Raw genomic sequence first — 15,604 nt, forward strand, 5'->3', positions numbered from 1 at the left:
GTGACGACCACGCACGACCCCGCGCACGGCATCGTCGACCACGGCGACCACACGCACGGCGGCACGGGTGTCGCGGACCCGCACGCACCCATCGAGAACACCGCCGGGGAACCGGACTACTTCGACATCCTGCAGCAGGCCATCCGCGAACTGCTGGTGGAGAAGGGCCTGATCTCCGCCGACGAGGTGCGCGCCATGGTGGAGACCCTCGACGCGCACCGGCCCGCGCTCGGTTCGGCGCTGGTCGCCCGGGCGTGGACCGACCCGGCCTTCAAGGAGCGCCTCCTCGCCGACGGCACGGCCGCCATCGAGGAGTTCGGCATCGACAACTACGACGGCACCAAGCTGATCGTGCTGGAGCAGACACCCGACGTGCACAACCTGGTCGTGTGCACACTCTGCTCGTGCTATCCGCGCCCGGTCCTGGGCCTGCCGCCGGACTGGTACAAGAGCCGCCCGTACCGTGCCCGTGCCGTGCGTGAACCGCGGTCGCTGCTGCGGGAGTTCGGCACCGAGGTACCGGACGGGGTGACCATCCGCGTCCACGACAGCAACGCGAACATGCGCTACCTGGTGCTGCCGATGCGTCCCGCCGGCACCGAGGACATGAGCGAGGAGGAACTCGCCGCCCTCGTCACCCGGGACACCATGATCGGCGTCACCACGCCCCGGCTGCCGTGACCGGGGCCCTGCCAGGGCCGGGCGCGGCGGCGGACACCCCGGTTCCGCACGCCGCGCCCGGCGGCGAGCCGCACGAGCCGCCGCCGGGCCTGGAGACCCAGGCCGCCGGCGCGCGGTGGGTGGTGCTCGGCCGTCCGGTGTCGTCGTACCTCGCGGAGGCGCTGGGCTCGGCCTGGCTGGTCCTGGCCGCTCTCACCGCGGTCTCCTTCACGATGCGGGCCGACGGGCGGTACCTGTCCTCCTGGCCGCTGACCGCGCGCCTGGCCGTGGTGGGACTCACGGTCGGCGGCAGTGTCGCGGCGTTCTCCCTCACCCCGCCGGGCAAGGAGTCCGGCGCCCATCTCAACCCGGCGATCAGCCTCTTCATGGCCCTCCGGGGTGTGCTGGGCATCACCGATCTGGTCGCCTACAGCGCCTCCCAGCTCGGCGGTTCGGTACTCGGGGTGCTCGCCGCCCGCGGGATCTGGGGCGAGAGGGTCACCGCGGTCCACGACGGGCTGATCCAGCCCGGTCCCGGCTGGGACGATCCCGTCGTCGTGGTGCTCGGCGAGTCGCTGAGCACCGCCGTCCTGTTGTGGGTGCTGGCGGCCATGACGGCCAGGCCCAGGCCGCGGTCGACGCCGTGGGTGGTCGGCGCCGTCGTCTGGGCGCTGATCACCACGACCGGTTCGCGGACGGGTGCGAGCTTCAATCCGGCGCGCAACTTCGGACCGCACGTGGTCTCGGGTGACTACCACCTGTTCTGGGCCTACATGTCGGCGCCCCTGGCCGGAGCCCTGGTGGCCGCGGCGGCGCTGACCCTGTTCGGGCCGGGCGCGGCCTGGACCGACAAGGTGTGCTGTGAGCGCGACATCCACCGCTACCACCAGTTCCGGCCGCGTCCGCGGCACCGTCTTCCCTCTTCCCCCCGGTGATCCCGTGTCCCATCCCATCAACGGCGCGGACAGCGAGGACGTGCGCCGCCAGGCCCGGTCCGTCGTCGCCGCGCTGGGCCTCGACGGCACCCCGCTGGCGCCCGGCCTGGTCTTCTCCCTGCTGCGCGCGGGATTCGGCGTACAGACCGAGGCGCTGACCGGAGGAGTGGAGGTCCGCGCCTGCCCGGAACACTACGGGCGCGGGTCCCTCCTGATCAGCTGGGCCCCGCACGAGGCGGCGTACACACCACTCGACCCGCGCGTCACCCAGGTGGAGGGCATCATGACCGACGCCCTGCTGAACACCGTGCGGGCGCTGGGGTTCCCCGCGGAGCGCCTCGGCGTGTCCTACTCGGTGCTGGTGCGGCCCAGGAGTTCCGATGCCCCGTGCTGACGTGATGGGCAGGTTCGTCAGGGAGCACCGGAGCACGGTCGCCCTGGTCTCGGTCATCGTCGTCACGACCGTGTGCGCCTTCGCGGTGCTCGCCTGTGTGGTGTCCGCGCACCGGTTCTCGGTCGGCACGCAGGTCTTCGGCACCGGGCTGGGCGTCACCGCGTACGTGCTCGGCGCCCGGCACGCCTTCGACGCCGACCACATCGCCGCGATCGACAACACCACCCGCCGGTTCCTGGCCGAGGGGCGGCCCTCGGCCGACCTGGGCTTCTGGTTCGCCCTGGGACACTCCTCGGTCGTCGTCGTGCTGAGCCTGCTGACGGCCGTCGGAGCGCGTCTGGCGAGCCGGCTGACCGACGACTCGTCCGCCGCCCACCGCATCCTGTCCGTGCTCGGTACGTCAGTCTCCGGGGTGTTCCTGTGCCTGGTGGGCGTGCTCAACCTGCTGGCGCTGCGCCGCATCGCCGTCGTGTACCGGTCGGCGCGCCGAGGGGCGTACGACGAGGAGCGGCTGGAGCAGGTCCTCGACGAGCGGGGGCTGTTCTCCCGGCTGCTGCGCCGTCTCACCTCGTCGACGACCCGTCCCTGGCACATGTTCCCGCTCGGCCTGCTCTTCGGGCTCGGCTTCGACACCGCCACCGAGGTGTCCCTGCTCGTCCTGTCGGGTGCCGGTGCCACGTCGGGCGTCCCGTGGTACGCGTTGATGCTCCTGCCGCTGCTCTTCACGTGCGGCATGAGTCTCTTCGACACCCTCGACGGCGCCTTCATGTCCGCCGCGTACCGGTGGGCCTTCGTCCATCCGCTGCGGCGCATCCACTACAACCTCACCACCACCGGCCTGTCGGCCGCGGCGGCGCTGCTGGTCGGAGCCGTGAACCTGATGACGTTGCTGCGCGGCAGGGTGCCCGCGGTGGAGCGGACCGTACCCTGGCCGGCCGGCATCGACCTCAACGGTGTCGGCTACCTGATCGGCGGTCTCTTCCTCGCGGCCTGGATCAGCTCCTTCCTCTACTGGAAAGCCGCGGGCCGGCCCCGCGGCCCCGCGTTGCCTGACAGGTCATCGGACGCGGACCATGAGGGCAGGTCGGCCGCGTCGGCCTTGTGAGCCGGCGCCGGCCGCTGCCACGCTCGTGGGGCCGGTCCGGGCGTGCCCCGCCGTGGACCGGCAGGCGGAGTGGCCGACCGGCATGTCCCCGGATGCCGGTCGGCCGCCCGCGGTGCGACATCCCTTGGGTCGCCTTCCCGGGCCCGGCCGAGTCCCCGGCCCCATGCCCGGCCCCTGAACCAAGGCCGCGGCATCCACCCGGACAGTCGGCTTCCGCATGGACGTCCGCCCCTTCGGCGCCACTGGACGTGCTGCCCGCCCTCGCCAAAACCCGTTGGCGGACCACGGCGACCGTTGCTAGTCTCCCGGAGGCCGTGCGAGAGAACGAGGAGGTGGTACCCGTGAACGTATCGACATGGGTGCTCCCCTCCGGGGTCACGGTCGGGCGGTAGGTCGTCCGGGAGCGCCGTTCAAGCGCACTCCCGAAAGGCACGACCGTGCACTTCACTTCGGAACAGCGCCTCGACGACGGTGTCGTCGAGCGCGAATTCATCCTCGGCGAGATTCCCGGCACCCTGTGGACGCCTGGATCCGCACCGGCACCGCTGGTCCTGATGGCGCACAACAACGGCCTGCCCAAGGCGGAACCCCGGCTGGTGGCCCGGGCCCGGTACACCGCGGCGCGCGGCTACGCGGTGGCCACCATCGACGCCGCCGGGTGCGGTGACCGCCCCCGTTCCGCCGCCGACGAGCAGGCCCGTGCCGAACTCCGGCGGGCGATGCGGGCCGGCGAGCCGGTCGACGAGATCCTGGAGTCCTTCATCGGCCCGCTCGTCGAGAACGCGGTCCCGGAATGGCAGACCACTCTGGACGCCCTCCTCGAACTGCCCGGGATCAGCGGCCCGGTCGGGTACTCCGGGGGCTGGACCGCCCTCGGTATCCGGCTGGCGGTGGCCGAGCCACGCATCGCGGCCGCGGGCTTCTTCGCGGGTGGGTACGTGCCCCGTGCCCAGCGCGAGGAGGCCCGGCAGGTCGGCATTCCGCTGCTGTTCCTGCTCCAGTGGGACGACGAAGGGAACCCCCGGCAACGGGCCCTGGACCTGTTCGACGCCTTCGGCAGCAAGGAGAAGACGCTGCACGCCAACCTCGGCGGACACACCGGCACCCCCTGGTTCGAGCTGGAGGACGGCTGCCGGTTCCTGGACCGGCACCTGAAGTGAGGCCGGGCCGTCCGGCGGGCGGCGCACGGTAGGGGGTGCCGACCGGGGCGCCGTCGTCGAGGAGGCCCCGGCCCTCCCCGACGACGGCGCTCGGCCACCACTGCGGAGGGCCGGGGCCGTACAGGTCATCGGGGGAGCCGGATCTCCCGCTTCAGGATCTTGCCGGTGGATCCCTTCGGCAGGGAGGGGAGGAACCGGATCTCCCGGGGGTACTTGTACGGGGCGACACGCGCCTTCACGAAGGAGCGCAGCTCCTCCTCCGTGGCCCGGGCGTCCGGCACGAGGACGACGGCCGCGGCGACCTCCTCGCCGAGGGACGCGTGCGGGACACCGAGCACGGCCGCTTCCAGGACGTCGGGGTGTTCGTACAGCACGTCCTCCACCTCCCGCGGGTAGACGTTGTACCCACCCCGGATGATCATGTCCTTCTTCCGGTCGACGATGAAGAAGTAGCCGTCGTCGTCCTGTCGGGCCAGGTCTCCGCTGCGGAACCACCCGTCCGGGATCGCCTCGGCCGTGTCCGCGGGCCGGTTCCAGTACCCGGCCATGACGTTGTGCCCCCGGATGGCGATCTCACCGACCTCGCCGGCCGCCACGTCGTGTCCGGCCTCGCCGACCAGACGCACCTCGACCCCTTGGATCGGGGTGCCGATCGAGCCGGCCTTGCGCGGTCGGTCGAGGTGGTTGAAGGTGGTCACCGGTGAGGTCTCGGACAGACCGTAGCCTTCTCCCACCGGGCAGCCGAAGCGCTTCTCGAATCCGTACAGCACCTCGGTCGGCAGGGGGGCTCCGCCCGAGACACACACCCTCAGGGCACCTGCCTCGGGACCGGTGGTGACCGCGGGCTCGTGCAGCAGCGCGTTGTACATCGTGGGCACGGCGACGAAGACGGTCACCCCGAACTCGCCCAGCATGGACAGGACCCGGGTCGCGTCGAAACGGGGTACGAGCACCAGGCAGGCACCCCGGCGGATCGCCGAGTTCATGCTGCCGGTCTGGCCGAAGGCGTGGAAGAGCGGCAGGCACGCCATCATGACGTCCCGGTCGGTGATCCGGACGACGTGGTCGGCCAGGATCTCGGCGTTCCGGCCCAGGTTGCCGTGGGTGAGCGCGGCGCCCTTCGGCGTTCCGGTCGTCCCGGAGGTGTACAGGAGCGCGGCGAGGTCACCGTCGTCCCGGGGTGACGGCGCCGCGATCAGTGCCTGTTCGCCGGCCCGCGGCAGCACCGCGCCGACCGGGGTCACCGGCACATCCGTCTCGGCGGCTGCCGCCGTCGCCTCCTGTGCGACGTCCTCGTACACGAACAGGCGGGTCGCACCCGAGTCGGTCAGACAGTGCCGTATCTCCCGCTTCTTCAGCAGCGGGTTCACCGGGACGACGACTCCGCCGGCGCGCAGGATGCCGTAGTAGAGCGCCACGAACGCCGGGACGTTGGGCAGCATCACGCACACCCGGTCACCGGCCGCCAGCCCTTCCGCCCGGAGCGTCCCCGCGATGCCGGAGGCGGCGGTGTCCAGTTCCGCGTACGTCATCACGATGTCACCGAACCGGAGTGCGGGGTGATCGGGACGGAGCCGCGCCGTCGTCGACAGGTTCTCCGCGATGTTCGGCATATGTCCTCCTGCTCGGCGGCCCGGTGGCAACCCCGCGTCCGTGTGCGCGAGTTCGGCGAGGCACGACGCGTGCCGTACGGCCGCCACACATGTACGCGGAGCAACATAGCAGTCGGTCGCCGACGCGTGCCCTGCTGTCCGACGCTGCACACGTGTGCGCTGTGCCGCACCCGGACGGTTCACACGTCCCGCAACGGCGGCCCGATCGGGACGACTTGCTTCACCCCCGGTCACTCCCGGTTCGGCGCCCTGTGCGACTGCCCTACGCTGGCGTACCGCGTCCGTCGGCTCAGAGGGTGAGCGCTCGGGCCTTTCCTCCAGCGGAAGAGTTGATCAGTGTGGCTGCGTTCGACGACCTCTCCGGTTTCCGGACGGACGATGTGCGGGCGGCATACCGTCATTGCGAGGAAGTGACACGCAACGAAGCGAAGAACTTCGGTTACGGGGTCCGGCTGTTGCCGGGTCCCGAGCGGCGTGCCATGTCGGCGATCTACGCGTTGGCGCGCCGGGTGGACGACATAGGCGACGGCGATCTGGAGACACGGCGCAAGACGGAACTGCTCGGGCGCGTCGGCTCGATGGTGGACGGGCTGATGTCGGGGTACGCCGCCCCTGAAGACGCGGCGGACCCGGTCCGTGTGGCGCTCGCGAACGCGGCCCGGCGTTTCCCGATCCCCCTGGAGGCGTTCCACGAGTTGATCGCCGGCGTCACGATGGACGTCGAGCAGAGGGATTACAAGACCTTCGCCGATCTCCTCTCCTACTGCCGGTGTGTCGCCGGCTCCATCGGGAGGCTGTCTCTGGGGGTCTTCGGCTGCGCGGACCCCGACCAGGGACGGGAGTACGCCGACACCCTGGGGCTGGCGTTGCAGATCACCAACATTCTCCGGGACGTCCGCGAAGACGCCGCCATGGGCAGACGCTATCTGCCCGCTGAGGACGTCGAACGCTTCGCCTGTGACGACGCCGATTTCACGACGGGCTCCGTCCCCGCCGGCGCGGAGTTCGACGACCTCGTCAGGTTCGAGGCGGCCAGGGCGCGCGCGTTGTTCGAGGAGGGCTTCAGGCTGCTGCCGCTGCTCGACCGTCGCAGCCGGGCGTGCGTCGGCGCGATGGCGGGCATCTACCGGGGACTGCTCGACACCATCGAGAGCGAGCCCGCGGCCGTGCTGGCCGGCCGGGTCTCGCTGAGCACGAGGGAGAAGTCGCATCTGGCGCTCGCGGCCCTGCTGGGGCGTGTGCGCTGACGTCGGCCTCCGGCGATGTGTGACCGGCCGCCGATTCGCCGTCCCACCCGGCGCACGCTGGACGCCGGAGAGCCCGTGCGGGGGTTGTTCGCCGCGCGCAGCCGGCCGGCGGGGTTCGTGGAGAACGAGTTCACCCGCTACCCTCCTCCCCGCTTCCACTGCGTCTTGCTGGACGCCGGAACACCGGACACCCGCCTGTGCGAGCCGCGGGAGAGCGGCCACTTCGGGCATGTTGAGGAGGCGGACGTGTTCGCCGCCGTGCTGGGGTTCGTGCACGACCAGGAGAAGGAGAACCAGGAATGAAGACCACCGTGCCCGTCGGCCTGGGCGAGCGGACCGAGATCGAGGCCTACGCGGACTTCGTGACCGGCGCGCCGCCGTCCGTGCGGAACGCGCTGGGCATCGGCTCCCGGCGGTTCGGCCCGGTGCTCGCGGTGGCGGTCCGGGAGAATCCCAGCCGCTTCTTCGACCGGGCCGGCGGGTTCGGCGCGGAGCAGCCGGTCACGGCGGACGCCGTCGCGGAGGTGTGCGACTTCTACCGCGAACAGGGCGTCGCCCAGGGCTCGTTGATGATCGCCCCGGCGTTGTTGCCGCGGGACTGGGCCGCGACCGCCGCACAGCTCGGCCTCACCGAGGGGAATCGTTACGTCAAGCTGGGCTGCGACACGGAGAGCGCGCTGGCCGCGACCGACGGCGTCGCGGCGCTCGAACCCGGTCTGCGCGTCGGCCCGGTCCGGCCCGAGCAGGCGCACGAGTGGGCCGCGGTCATGATGACCACCTTCGGTCTCGGCGAACCGGCCGCCCTGATCGACATGGCCGCGTCGTGCGTCGGCAGGCCCGGCTGGCGGCAGTACGCCGTCTGGGAGGACGAGCGGATCATCGCGGTCGCGAGCGTCTTCCTGAACGGTGACTGCGCCGACATGTTCGGCGCCGCCACCCTGCCGGAAGGACGCCGTCGCGGCGCCCAGTCGGCACTGCTCACCGTACGCGCCCGGGCCGCCCGGGAGGCGGGCTGCCGATGGCTCGTCGCCGAGACCGGCGCGGAAGGCCCCGGCGACCACAACACATCCCTGCACAACATGCTGCGCACCGGTTTCGAGCGGCTGTACGAACGGGTCACCTGGGTCTGGCACCCCCAGGCCGCCCCGGCCCCGTGACGTCCAGGGCGGCTTCGGCGCACGCGTCCGGGTCAGGGTCCGGGCGCGGGTCCGACACGGTGGCTTCCGCCGGCCGTCACCGTCCCCTGCCCTGCCCGACGGGCGCGTCCCCGGTGCCGGAATCCCCGTGGAGCAGGGCTTCCAGGGAGGCGGTGAGGTCCGCGGTCAGTGCGTCCGCGCTCATCTCCGCCAGGGCTCCGGCGCGAACGACGTACCGGCTGAACGTGACGCCGACGAGCAAGGCGGCGACGAACGGCAGCCGGTGCCGCAGGTCGTGCTCGTCCAGGAGCCGGCGGTACACCTCGTCGGTGCGTTCCTGCATGGCCACGTACAGGGCGGCGGCGCTCCCGGTGTCGTCGGCTGCGCTGCGCAGCAGCGCCACGAACGTGTCGTTGCCGTCGGCGCTCTCCATGCGATGCACGTAGCCACGGGCGATGCGGGCCGCGAGTGGCTCCTGGGTGTCCTCGGCCAGGGCGTCGATGTCCCGGGTGCCCGGGACAGCCGCGAGGAACAGGCTCTCCTTGCTGCCGAAATGGCGCAGCACCGAGCCATGGGTGACGCCGGCGCGCCGGGCGATGTCCCGCAGGGTGGCCCGGTGGTAGCCGCGCTCGGCGAAGGCCTGTGAGGCGGCCTCCAGAATGGCCCGTCGGTGCAGTTCCGGGTTGCGCGTACGGCGGGGCGGCGCGGGCGGGTCGGTGTCGGGTGCGGCCATGGGCCGAGCCTACCGGCGCGGTCGTTCCGGTCGCCGTCGCCGGCCCCTTCCCCGCCGGCTCAGCGCAGTCGCGTGAGGGTGCCGAGGCGGGCGAGCGGTTCGCCGCCGGGCAGCGCGATACGCGAGTGCACCCGCCCGCGTTCGAAGTCCTCCAGGTGGAGGACCCTGGTACCGCGCCGCTCCCGCCAGGAGGTGAGGTAGACGTTCGGGCGGACCTCGGCCACCGTGGTGGTCACGGTTTCGGTGTGCCCGTCGGACAGCAGGCCCCCTCCGTCGACGACGGTGAGGGCCATCGTCGCATCGGCGACGTAGTGCATCTCGAAGGTGAGGATGCCGAGGTCCACGAAGTAGCGGTGGCCGTTCTGCCGGTGTGACATGTCGCGCCCTTCAGCAACGTTCGCGTCGATACGGCCAACCCTTCCGCCTTCCCGCCGCCCGGGCATCCGTCATCCGACCGAAGCGCCGCGGCCGGCCCGTCCCGGTCGGTCCGCCGTGCGGACCGGGAGCGCGAGCAGGCCACGCGAGCGCATGGAGGGGCGCCGGCGCAGGTCCTGCGGGGGGACGGCGAGCGAGAGGCCGGGGAAGCGGTCGAAGAGCGCGGTGAGCGCGATGCCCGTCTCCATCCGGGCCAGCGGAGCGCCGAGGCAGTAGTGGATGCCGTGTCCCAGCGCCAGGTGCCCGGTGGCGTCACGGCCGAGGTCCAGCCGGTCGGGGTCGGTGAAGCGGCGGGGGTCGCGGTGCGCGGCGGCGAGCGACAGCAGGACCGTCCCGCCGGCCGGGACCGTGACCCCGCCGATGACGACGTCCTCGGTGGGGAAGCGGCGGATCGCCAGGGGTACCGGACCGTCGTAGCGCGCCAGTTCCTCGACCGCCCGCTCCAGCAGACCGGCATCGGCCCGCAGCGCCGCCAACTGGTCGGGGTGGGCGAGCAGCGCCGCGACCGCGTTGCCGATCAGGTGCACCGTGTTCTCGTACCCCGCGACGAGGATCAGGAAGGCCAGCGACATCAGTTCGTCCTCGCTGAGCCGGTCCTCCTCGTCGCGCACGGCGATCAGGGCGGACAGCAGGTCGTCGGCCGGACGGGCACGCTTGTCGGCGATGAGCCGGGTGAAGAAGGACAGCAACCGGCCGACGGCCTCCCTGGCCCGCTCCGGCCGCGTCGGGTCGGGCGCGACCAGGGCGTCGGTCCAGGCGCGGAAGTCGGGGCGCTCGGTCTGGGGCACGCCGAGGAGGTCGCAGATGACGATGATCGGCAGCGGAGCGGCGTAGGTGGCGATCAGATCGGCCTCGTCCTGTCCCGACAGGGAGTCGAGCAGCCGGTCCGCGGTGCGCCGGACCGGCACCCGGAGCCCTTCGACGTGCCGGGGGGTGAACACCTTGGTCACCATGCGCCGGATACGTGTGTGGTCCGGCGGGTCCATGTTCAGGAGGTTGGCGTCCAGCGCGGGCGGCAGGGCCATGCCCCGGTAGCCGCCCGGGGTCGCGTTGCGCTTGTCCAGGGACAGCCGGGGATCGGCGAGCGCCTGGCGGACGTCGTCGTAGCGTGTGACCAGCCAGGCGGGAAGGCCGTCCGTGCCGGTGATCCGGTGGACCGGTCCCTCCTCACGCAGCCGGCCGTAGACGGCGTAGGGGTCCTGGAACAGCTCACCGGGATCAACCACGGGCTTCGAGGGGGAAGTTGGGTTGCTCATTGCGACAGCTAAGCAGACGGGGTGACGGACGCGCCGGGCACCCTGCGCGGACGGGCGGGTTCCCGGTCCGGTGCGGATGTCCCGCATGGGTCCCGCGTCGCCGCGGTTGTGCGGTGGAGCCAGTAGGCCTCGCGGGACAGGACGCTGCCGTCGCTGTCCTTGAGGGTGAGGTGCGGTCGGTGCGGGCCGGGCAGGCGCAGCCGGTGCAGGCCGGGCAGGCGCAACCGGTGCGGGCCGGGTCGCGCGTCCACGAAGTCCACGGTGAACGCGCGGGTGACCGACGCCGGGGCGGGCGGTACAACGTCCACGGCACCCAGTCACCCCCTGCCCCCGCGGCAGGGGCAGCCGGAGCCCCGGCCACCCCTGCCGGCCGCTGCCCCGCGGATCGGCCTCGACGGCAACGCCGTCGTCGGGCCGTGCACGGCCCCCCCACGGATCCGTTGCGTGCGCGGTCTCGCCGGTCTTCGTGCGGGCGCTCGGCATCCCGAAGATCACTCGGCCCGATCGGGCAGCGTCACGGCCTTGTCGCGCACCCCGCGCACCCCGCATGCCGATCCGGCCGGACACCTCGCGAGGTCGAGTCCGGCTGCCGACAACCTGCCGATCCGCGGACGGGGCGCGACCGCCCTGTCCGCGATCCACCGGCCCGCGGACGGGACGCGACCATCCTGTCCGGTCTGGGCGATTCGACCCGAAGCGGCAGCCGAGACCGGTTTGACAGAATGAAAATGACCGACCATATTGAAGTGGTGCGCCGCACACTCGGCGCTTGTCGACGGGGCTTGGGGGAGTGCCGTGACCAAGCGGTCCAGCCAGGCCCACCCGCACGAATCCGGCCGCCGGGAGATCCGGCGGACGGCCGGAACCGTCGACATGTCTCCCGAAGCCGTCGGCGCCGACCACGCGGCGGTGGGTCTCCCCTGCGACGATGTGGAGAGGTCCATGACCGAGTCCGTCCCCACCGATCCCGTCGGGCCGGCCGAGGCGGACGCCTTGGTCCGAGGACCGTCCCGCGCCCCGCTCCCCGGGCCGTTCCGCGCACCGCGCGGCGGGCCGTCCCGTGCCCTGGCCGGCGGAGAAGGGTCGTCCCGCGCATTACCCGGAGGCGACGGGTCTTCTCCGGCCGTCCGCGACGACCCGGCCCAGCCGCGAAACGGAGCCCCGGCGCTGCGACCCGCCGGACCGGTCGCAGACCTCGTGGCCGGGTTGCGCGCATTCCGTCAGCACCCGCGCCCCCTTGCCGGCCGGTACGCGTACGGGGTCGAAGCGGCGGCCGGCCCAGGGACCCGCCGCGCCGTCCTCCGGTTCGCGCACGTGCCGGCGTAGGCAGACTCGCGCCGGTGCTCCCCTCGGCCGTCCCCGCGGACCGCACCGGGCGTCCCGCCGAGCACGGACCCGGGCGCGGTCGCCCGTAACCGGAACAGGCGCCGCACGGGTCGCCGCCCGGGGCTGAGCGCCCTGGCGCGGGCAGTCACACCGGCGGAGCATCCGGCCGCCACAGACGGCCCGCGGGAGGCGGAAGCCCGACGCGAAGGCTGGACACATTCCCGTAACCGCACACCCCGCTCCGAAACCGCACACCCCGCCCGGCAGACGTCTCCGGGCGGGCCCCGGCGAACCACGTATGAGCAGCACACAGAAGACACGAGCCGACCATGACTGGGCCGGTGCCGCTGAACGGTGCGGGAAGCGGCGGCCGGAGAACGGAGTCGGTGACAAGGAGAGATGCACGATGACAGGGTTGTCGCGAGAGTCAGGCGATCACGCCGTCCAGTTCTCCGTCCTCGGACCGGTACGCGTCTGGCGGGGCGGCGGCGAGCTGCTGCTCGGCCCGAAACAGCAGCGGCTCATCCTCGCCGTGCTCCTGGCGCGTGCCGGTCGGCCCGTCTCGTTGCACGAGTTCATCGACCTGCTGTGGGACGGTGATCCGCCGTCGAGTGCGTCCAACGCCGTGCACCGGTACGTCGGGGCCCTGCGCCGGCTCCTGGAACCGGACCTGCCCGCCAGGTCGCCCGGGCGGTGGCTCGCCCGGCAGGCGGGTGGATACCTGCTGCGCGTCGATGCCGACTGCCTCGACCTGCTGAACTTCCGGGCCCTGGTCGACCGGGCGCGGCAGGTGGACGCGGCGGGCGACCCGGCGGGCTCCGTGGGACTGTTCACCGCCGCTCTGGGGCTGTGGCAGGGGCGGTGCGCGGCGGATCTGGAACCGGTCAGCAGCAGCCACCCCGTCTTCGTCATGCTGGAGCACGAATACGCGTCGGTGGTGTGCGAGGCAGCGGACACGGCGCTGCGCTGCCGTCGCGCCGAGGCGGTGCTGTTGCCGTTGCGGCAGGCCGCGGAGCGCAATCCGCTGGACGAGGCGCTGCTGTCGCGCCTGCTGCTGGTGCTCGCTTCGGACGGCAAACAGGCCGAGGCCCTGGCGATGTACGAGGAGATCCGGCTGCGGTTGGCGGAGGAGCTGAGCGTGGACCCCGGCGCGGAGCTGCGGGCCGCCCACGACCGGATTCTGCGGCACCGCTTCGACGCCGGCACACCCGCGGAGGCGGAGGAGGACGAGGGAGCCGTCTACGGCCCACCGGTTCCGGCCGGTTCCATACCGTCCCCCGTGCCCTCGCCGAGGACGGCGCGCCCGGCCCAGCTGCCTCCGGGCCTGCCGGGATTCACGGGACGTCAGGACGCACTCGCGCAGGCCCGGGCCCTGGCCGCACGGGGTGGCGGTGCGTTGCGGGTGCTGGCCGTCGACGGCATCCCCGGCATCGGCAAGACCGCTCTGGCCGTGCACTTCGCCCACCAGGTCGCCTCCGACTTCCCCGACGGACAGCTCTACGCCGACCTGCGCGGCTTCGCCCCCGACGGCAAACCCACCGACCCCGCCGACATCCTCCAGGGCTTCCTCGACGCCCTGGGCGTGGCCCCCCAGCGCATCCCCGCCCCGCCCGACACCCGCTCCGCGCTCTACCGCAGTGTCCTGGCCGACCGACGGGTCCTCGTCGTCCTCGACAACGCACGCGACCTGGCCCAGATCAGACCGCTGCTGCCCGGCACCGGCAACTGCATGGTCATCGTCACCAGCCGCAGCCGCCTGACCGCACTGGCCGCCGCCCACGGAGCACACCTGCTCACCCTCGACGTCCCCTCCCCCGCCGAAGCGACCACCACGTTCCTCGAACGCGTCCGCGCCAGCCGCCCCGACGCCACCGCCCGCGAGATCCGCCCGCTCGTCGAACGCTGCGGCCGCCTCCCCCTCGCCGTCGCCATCGTCGCCGCCCGGGCCGCCGCCTACCCCGAGCGCACCCTCCACGACATCGACCTCGAACTGTCCACCACCGACCACAGCCTGGACGGCTTCAGCGACGACAACCTCGACACGACGTACGAGGCGTCTTCTCCTGGTCCTACCGCACACTCGGCCCCCAGGCCGCACACCTCTTCCGGCTCCTCCCCCTGCACCCCGGACCCGACGTCACCGCCGCCGCACTCGCCAGCATGGCCGGCATCAGCCCGCACGAGGCGGTCCAGGCCGTGGGCGAGCTCGTACGAGCCAGACTGCTGACCGTGCGCGCACGCAACCGTTACCGGGCCCACGACCTGATCCTCGCGTACGCCGCCGAACTGGCCGCCCAGTACGAGCGGGACCGTCCGGCCGTCCGGTCCCGCATGTACGACCACTACCGCCAGACCGCGCACGCCGCGAACCTCCTGCTGCGGCCCGGACCCCAACCGGTCGCCCCCGCGGCGCCCCTGCCGTCCGTGACCCCGGAGCCGCTGGCGGACACCGCCACGGCGACAGCCTGGTACACACGGGAACAGGCGGTACTGCGCTCGGTGGTGGAGGCCGCGGCCGCGCACGGCGACAGCCGGACGGCGTGGGAGCTCGCCGTGACCTTGCAGATGTGCCAGCAGCGCATGGGATGGTGGCACGACTGGGCCGCGACCATGCGGGCCGCCCTGGCAGCGGCGCGCAAGGCCGAGGACGTGGAGGGCATGGCGCGGACCCACCACGGTCTGGCCGGCGCCCTGCACTACCTCGGTGACCTGCCCGGTGCGATGGGCCACCTGGAACAGGCGCGTCGCCACTTCGAACAACTGCACTCCACCACCGACCTGGCACACGTCCTGAGGAACATCGGCGTCGTGTACAACACCCAGGAGGACCACGTTCGGGCCCTGCGTCACATGGAAGCGGCCTTGGAACTGCTGAGCGGACCCGAGCCGCGCCACCTCAAGGCCGCCACTCTCGCGGACGCCGCCGTGACGCGTGTGAAACTCGGTCATCCGGAGGAGGCTCTGCGGCTCGCGCGCACCGCTGTCGTGATGTTCCGCGACTTGCGTGACCTCAACGGGGAGGGACTGACCCTGACAGTCATGGGGCAGGTGTTCCGCCACCGACGCGACTACGCCCGGTCGGCCTCGTACTACGAACGGGGCATCGAACTGATGCGGCTGGCCGGCAGCCGGGTGAACGTGGCGGAGGAGCTGATGGCGCTCGGCGACGTGCGGCTCGACGCCCGGGACGTGGCGGGAGCCCGGCGGGCCTGGACCGACGCCCTCAGGAGCCTGGACGATCCGGAACTGCCGCTGGCGGCCCAGGCCAGGGGGAAACTCGCACTGCTGGACACGGTGAAGGAGCAGCGGGGTGCGGCATCGGTCATTTGACTACCCGAAGGTTCGCGGGCCGTGCCGGGCCCGCCGCCGACCGCCCCGGTGACGCGTCGACGGACCGGAGTACGTCCTCGTCAGGGAAAGACACCCGCAGCACCACGAGGGGCTGACCATGTATGCCGGCCTGCCGCACGGGCCACGATGCGGGCCGGGGCCCAAGAGATAAGTCGTTAGACAGATTCGGCCGTGGCCCCTGTCGGGAGACGGTGGGTGTGTCGCCCGGCGGTGCGGTCCCCTCGCACCGCCCCACACCCGAAAGGCCACCACC

Annotated in this window: 15 protein-coding genes; 10 read left to right on the top strand and 5 right to left on the bottom strand. The window is 72.4% G+C overall.

What is annotated here, in order from left to right:
- From nthA to C3492_RS11065, 5 genes are all read left to right on the top strand, one after another.
- Nucleotides 1-681, top strand: a complete 681-nt coding sequence (gene nthA, locus C3492_RS11045; RefSeq protein WP_103811535.1) for a nitrile hydratase subunit alpha — start codon at nt 1-3, stop codon at nt 679-681.
- The gene (locus C3492_RS11050) at nt 678-1,595 is read left to right on the top strand and encodes an MIP/aquaporin family protein (protein WP_103811536.1); all 918 of its coding nucleotides are present in this window, start codon (nt 678-680) and stop codon (nt 1,593-1,595) included. The genes nthA and C3492_RS11050 overlap by 4 nt, the downstream gene beginning before the upstream one ends.
- 4 nt (nt 1,596-1,599) lie before the next feature.
- Nucleotides 1,600-1,989 (top strand): hypothetical protein, encoded by a 390-nt coding sequence (locus C3492_RS11055; protein ID WP_103811537.1) that lies wholly within the window; start codon nt 1,600-1,602, stop codon nt 1,987-1,989.
- On the top strand, nt 1,976-3,094 hold the full coding sequence (locus C3492_RS11060) for a HoxN/HupN/NixA family nickel/cobalt transporter (RefSeq protein WP_103811538.1): 1,119 nt from the start codon (nt 1,976-1,978) through the stop codon (nt 3,092-3,094). The genes C3492_RS11055 and C3492_RS11060 overlap by 14 nt, the downstream gene beginning before the upstream one ends.
- 437 nt (nt 3,095-3,531) lie before the next feature.
- Nucleotides 3,532-4,254 (top strand): dienelactone hydrolase family protein, encoded by a 723-nt coding sequence (locus tag C3492_RS11065; RefSeq protein ID WP_103811539.1) that lies wholly within the window; start codon nt 3,532-3,534, stop codon nt 4,252-4,254.
- 125 nt (nt 4,255-4,379) lie between these two features.
- On the opposite strand, the gene C3492_RS11070 is transcribed toward C3492_RS11065, so the two are convergent.
- A complete protein-coding gene (locus C3492_RS11070) occupies nt 4,380-5,867 on the bottom strand; it encodes a long-chain fatty acid--CoA ligase (RefSeq protein ID WP_103811540.1) in 1,488 nt (495 codons plus the stop codon).
- Nucleotides 5,868-6,277: 410 nt separating this feature from the next.
- Here C3492_RS11070 and hpnD point away from each other — a divergent pair, with 410 nt between their 5' ends.
- The 3 genes from hpnD to C3492_RS11085 all read left to right on the top strand — a co-directional run bounded on the left by hpnD (nt 6,278) and on the right by C3492_RS11085 (nt 8,271).
- Nucleotides 6,278-7,114, top strand: coding sequence for a presqualene diphosphate synthase HpnD (hpnD, locus tag C3492_RS11075; RefSeq protein ID WP_103811574.1), 837 nt, complete (start codon nt 6,278-6,280; stop codon nt 7,112-7,114).
- Nucleotides 7,115-7,189: 75 nt separating this feature from the next.
- Nucleotides 7,190-7,417, top strand: coding sequence for a hypothetical protein (locus tag C3492_RS11080; RefSeq protein ID WP_146075673.1), 228 nt, complete (start codon nt 7,190-7,192; stop codon nt 7,415-7,417).
- Entirely contained in the window at nt 7,414-8,271 is an 858-nt protein-coding gene (locus tag C3492_RS11085) for a GNAT family N-acetyltransferase (RefSeq protein ID WP_103811542.1), read from the top strand. The genes C3492_RS11080 and C3492_RS11085 overlap by 4 nt, the downstream gene beginning before the upstream one ends.
- A gap of 76 nt (nt 8,272-8,347) precedes the next feature.
- Here C3492_RS11085 and C3492_RS11090 read toward each other — a convergent pair whose 3' ends face one another.
- From C3492_RS11090 to C3492_RS11105, 4 genes are all read right to left on the bottom strand, one after another.
- Complete coding sequence (locus tag C3492_RS11090) at nt 8,348-8,983, bottom strand: TetR/AcrR family transcriptional regulator (RefSeq protein WP_103811543.1); 636 nt, start codon at nt 8,981-8,983, stop codon at nt 8,348-8,350.
- A 59-nt stretch (nt 8,984-9,042) separates the two neighbouring features.
- On the bottom strand, nt 9,043-9,360 hold the full coding sequence (locus C3492_RS11095; protein ID WP_103811544.1) for a hypothetical protein: 318 nt from the start codon (nt 9,358-9,360) through the stop codon (nt 9,043-9,045).
- Nucleotides 9,361-9,429: 69 nt separating this feature from the next.
- The gene (locus tag C3492_RS11100; protein WP_103811545.1) at nt 9,430-10,674 is read right to left on the bottom strand and encodes a cytochrome P450; all 1,245 of its coding nucleotides are present in this window, start codon (nt 10,672-10,674) and stop codon (nt 9,430-9,432) included.
- Nucleotides 10,675-10,682: 8 nt separating this feature from the next.
- Nucleotides 10,683-10,982, bottom strand: a complete 300-nt coding sequence (locus tag C3492_RS11105; RefSeq protein WP_103811546.1) for a hypothetical protein — start codon at nt 10,980-10,982, stop codon at nt 10,683-10,685.
- Between the two features lie 1,433 nt (nt 10,983-12,415).
- Here C3492_RS11105 and C3492_RS45600 point away from each other — a divergent pair.
- Together C3492_RS45600 and C3492_RS45605 are read left to right on the top strand one after the other, a co-directional pair.
- Nucleotides 12,416-14,227: a BTAD domain-containing putative transcriptional regulator gene (locus tag C3492_RS45600; RefSeq protein ID WP_258055616.1), complete on the top strand. Its 1,812-nt coding sequence runs from the start codon at nt 12,416-12,418 to the stop codon at nt 14,225-14,227.
- Nucleotides 14,161-15,330: a tetratricopeptide repeat protein gene (locus tag C3492_RS45605; protein WP_258055617.1), complete on the top strand. Its 1,170-nt coding sequence runs from the start codon at nt 14,161-14,163 to the stop codon at nt 15,328-15,330. Before C3492_RS45600 ends, C3492_RS45605 begins: the two co-directional genes overlap by 67 nt.
- Nucleotides 15,331-15,604 lie beyond the last annotated feature (274 nt).

The organism is Streptomyces sp. Ru62, from assembly GCF_002920615.1.
Classification (GTDB): Bacteria; Actinomycetota; Actinomycetes; order Streptomycetales; family Streptomycetaceae; genus Streptomyces.